The sequence below is a fragment of the Actinophytocola sp. genome (assembly GCF_035712165.1).
In the GTDB taxonomy this organism is placed as follows: domain Bacteria; phylum Actinomycetota; class Actinomycetes; order Mycobacteriales; family Pseudonocardiaceae; genus DASYTH01.
Window position 1 is genome coordinate 1 of the sequence record NZ_DASTBH010000299.1, and the last position, 3,729, is coordinate 3,729.

1 protein-coding gene and 1 pseudogene are annotated in these 3,729 nt (G+C 68.8%); one reads left to right on the plus strand and one right to left on the minus strand.

Annotated elements, in window-relative coordinates; all coding sequences use genetic code 11:
- A pseudogene (locus tag VFO68_RS17045) lies at positions 1-1,343 on the plus strand (hypothetical protein); the annotation flags it as partial.
- Here the strand turns inward: VFO68_RS17045 and htpG are convergent.
- Positions 1,340-3,208: a molecular chaperone HtpG gene (gene htpG / locus VFO68_RS17050; RefSeq protein WP_325159286.1), complete on the minus strand. Its 1,869-nt coding sequence runs from the start codon at positions 3,206-3,208 to the stop codon at positions 1,340-1,342. The pseudogene VFO68_RS17045 and the gene htpG overlap by 4 nt on opposite strands.
- Between the last annotated feature and the right edge of the window lie 521 nt (positions 3,209-3,729).

Here is a 3,729-nt window from a genome sequence, read left to right on the forward strand (position 1 = left end):
TGCCGGCCCGCAACGAGCACGACCCCGCCTACGGCCGAACGCTTTCCCTGCGCACCCAGGTCGGGCTGACCGTCCAGTACAACTCCCCGCCCGTGCTCACCGGCCGCTCCAACGCCGGCTTCCCGTGCGACGAGTCCGCGCCGTTCCCGGCTCTGGGCTCGTTCGCCGACACGCTCCAGGCGCAGGTCGCCGACGCCGACCCGGACGACCAGCGATTCAGCTACGAGTTCGCGGTCTTCCCGGCCGACACGCCCGACGCGCGCACCGTGCTCACCGTCGAGGGATTCGCCGTTGGCACGGTTCACATCCCGGCCGGCGTACTGGTCGACGGCCGCACCTACTCCTGGCAGGTCCGGGCCGGCGACGGCGCGGACACCACGCCGTGGTCCGGAGTCTGCTCGTTCGTCTACGACCAGACCCCACCGGCGGCGCCCACGGTGACCTCACCCAACTACCCACCGGCGAACAGCGGGCAGGTCCCGCTCGGTGAGCCCGGCACGTTCACCTTCACCGCGGGCGACTCGGACACGCTCGGCTTCCAGTACGGCTGGGAGTCCCTTCCGGTGCCCACCTGTGAGTTCCAGCAGTTCGGCCGGCTGGTCTGCCCCGACCCGTTCTCGGTGCCCGGCACGGTGCGCGCGGACCGGCCCGGCGGCACCGCCACCGTGACGCTGATGCCGCCCCGGATCGGCCCGAACACCTTGCTGGTGCGCTCGATCGACCCGGCCGGCCTGCGTTCCACCGAGACGGCCTACGAGATCCGGGTGCCGTTCGGTGGCGAGCCGACCATCACGCTCGTCGGCGCCGAACCGCGCTGGGGACAGCCGATCACCCTGCGGTTCGCGCCGAACCCGAGGATCTCCGGCACCACGGGCTACGAGTACCGGATCAACAGCGGCACGGCGCAGACCGTCGCCTCCGGCCCGGACGGCACGGCGACGATCACCTTCACCCTCACCAACACCGGCTCGAACGACGTGCGGGTCCGCAGCCGGTCCGCCAACGGCTGGACGTCGCCGGCGGCCAGTTGGCAGGTGTTCTTCCCGCCGTGGCCCGGCGTCACCTCCGACATCTACCTGGACAACGGAGAACCCGCAGGCGGCGTCGGCGTCACCGGCACGTTCACCTTCACCCCGCCGGCCGGGTGGACCGAGATCCGCGGCTACGAGTACTCGTTCGACCCGTTCGAGCCGCCGCTGTTCGTCCCCGCCGGACCGGACGGCACCGCCACGGTGACCTGGACGCCGACGCAGAGCGGCTTCGTCAACCTGGACGTCCGAGGTGTCCGCCCCGACGGCACCGTCGACGACGACACGAACTTCTACTCGTTCCAGGTGGCCTAGAGGGTTCGCTGCAGCCGGTCGGTCACCAGGCGGATGAACCGGGTCGGGTCGGCGAGCTCACCGCCCTCGGCGAGCAGGGCCAGGCCGTGGATCAGCTCGGCGGTCTCCGCCAGGGCGTCCCGGTCCGCGTCCGCCGCGAACGCGGACTGCAGGCCGGTCACCAGCGGATGGGTCGGGTTCAGTTCCAGGATCCGTTTGATCTGCGGCAGTTCCTGACCCATCGCCCGGTACATCTTCTCCAGCGTCGGGCTCAGGTCGTGGGTGTCACCGACGACGCAGGCCGGCGAGGTGGTCAACCGCGACGACAACCGCACCTGCTTGACATGGTCGGCCAGCACGGTGGTCAGCCACTCCAGCAACGCGGCGTACTCCTTGCCGCGCTCCTCGGCCGCGCTCTTCTCCTCCTCGGTGTCCAGATCGACCTGCCCCTTGGCGATCGACTGGAAGTTCTTGCCGCCGTAGCCGGACACCGCGTCGACCCACATCTCGTCCACCGGGTCGGTGAGCACCAGCACCTCGTAACCCTTGGCCTGGAACGCTTCCAGGTGCGGCGAGCTCTCGATCATGGTGCGCGACTCACCGGTCATGAAGTAGATGTCCTGCTGTCCCTCGGGCATCCGCTCCACGTACTGCGCCAGCGTGGTCGGCTGCTCCGGGTCGTTGGTCGACTCGAACGAGCAGATGTCCAGGATCGCCTCCCGGTTGTCCGGGTCGTCGAGCAGGCCCTCCTTGACCGCCCGGCCCAGCTCCCGCCAGAACGTGGCGTAGGCGTCGGGTTTCTCGGACATCATCGACTTGACGGTGGACAGCACCTTCTTGACCAGCCGGCGGCGCATCAGCTGGATCTGCCGGTCCCGCTGCAGGATCTCCCGGGACACGTTCAGCGACAGGTCCGCCGCGTCCACCACGCCCTTGACGAAGCGCAGGTACTCGGGCATCAACTCGGCGCAGTCGTCCATGACGAACACGCGCCGGACGTAGAGTTGCACGCCCCGTCTGCGCTCCCGCATGAACAGGTCCAGCGGCGCCTGGGCCGGAAGGAACAGCAGCGCCTGGTACTCGAAGGTTCCTTCGGCCTGGACCCGGATGGTCTCCAGCGGGTTGTTCCAGTCGTGGCTGACGTGCTTGTAGAACTCGGCGTACTCGTCCTCGGTGACCTCGCTCTGCGGGCGGGCCCACAACGCCTTGCGAGAGTTGATCGTCTCCGGCTCGCCCTCCTTGCCGGCCAGCCGCACCGGCCAGGTGATGAAGTCGGAGTACCGCTTGACGATCTCGGTGATCTTGGCCGGCGAGGTGTAGTCGTAGCGGTGCTCCTCGGCGTCCTCCGGCTTGAGGTGCAGGGTGACCGAGGTGCCCTGCGGGGCGTCCGCGACCGGCTCGATGGTGTAGGTGCTCTCGCCGGTGGACTCCCAGCGCACCCCCTCGGCGGTGCCGGCGCGGCGGGTGACCAGCGTGACCCGGTCGGCGACCATGAAGCTCGAGTAGAAGCCGATGCCGAACTGGCCGATCAGGTCCTTCGACTCGGCCGCGTCCTGCGACTCCCGCAGCTGGCGCAGAAACTCGCCGGTGCCGGACTTGGCGATCGTGCCGATCAGGCCGACGACCTCGTCGCGGGTCATGCCGATCCCGTTGTCCCGGATGGTGAGCGTGCGCTGCTCCGGGTCGGGCTCGATCAGGATGTGCAGGTCGTCGGTGTCGACCTCGAGGTCCTTGTCCCGGTATGCCTCGAGCCGGAGCTTGTCCAGCGCGTCGGAGGCGTTGGAGACGAGCTCGCGCAGGAACGTGTCCTTGTTCGAATAGATTGAGTGGATCATCAACTGCAGCAGTTGACGTGCCTCGGACTGAAACTCCAGCGTCTCGGTCACGCGATTCCCTTCCCACCCCGAACTTCCGGCCCAATATCGTACTCAGGCACCCTTCCCACCCTCCCTCCACCCGCAAGCCGCCACCCCACCCCGCGAGTCCCCACTTCCAGCCCGGCGAGTCGCCACTTCCAGCCCGGCGAGTCGCCACTTGGTGCGGTGCTCGGGTTTCTTCCGGAACGCCGGGGTGGTTGGCCGGGCGGGCGCTGGTGGCGGCGTTCCGTCCAGCTCCGCCCTGCCGTCGGTGTCGATCTCGGCTCCCAGTTCCGGGGTTGCCTGGTTGCCGTTCCCTGGCTGCATCGGAACGCCCAGGGTGGTCGCCTTGCTTGAGCTGGGCCCGGCGTTCCGACGCACGACTGTGGACAGCCCCACGGGGTGCGTGGCTGGATGGCTGGGGGCCTGCCCACAGCCGTGCACCGACGTCGTTCTCCCGCACTGCCGTTGTTGGTCACCCCGGAGATCACCTGAAAGTGTGCAGCTCACCGGCATGATCCGCACTGGCGTGGTCGGTAGAATCAAACACA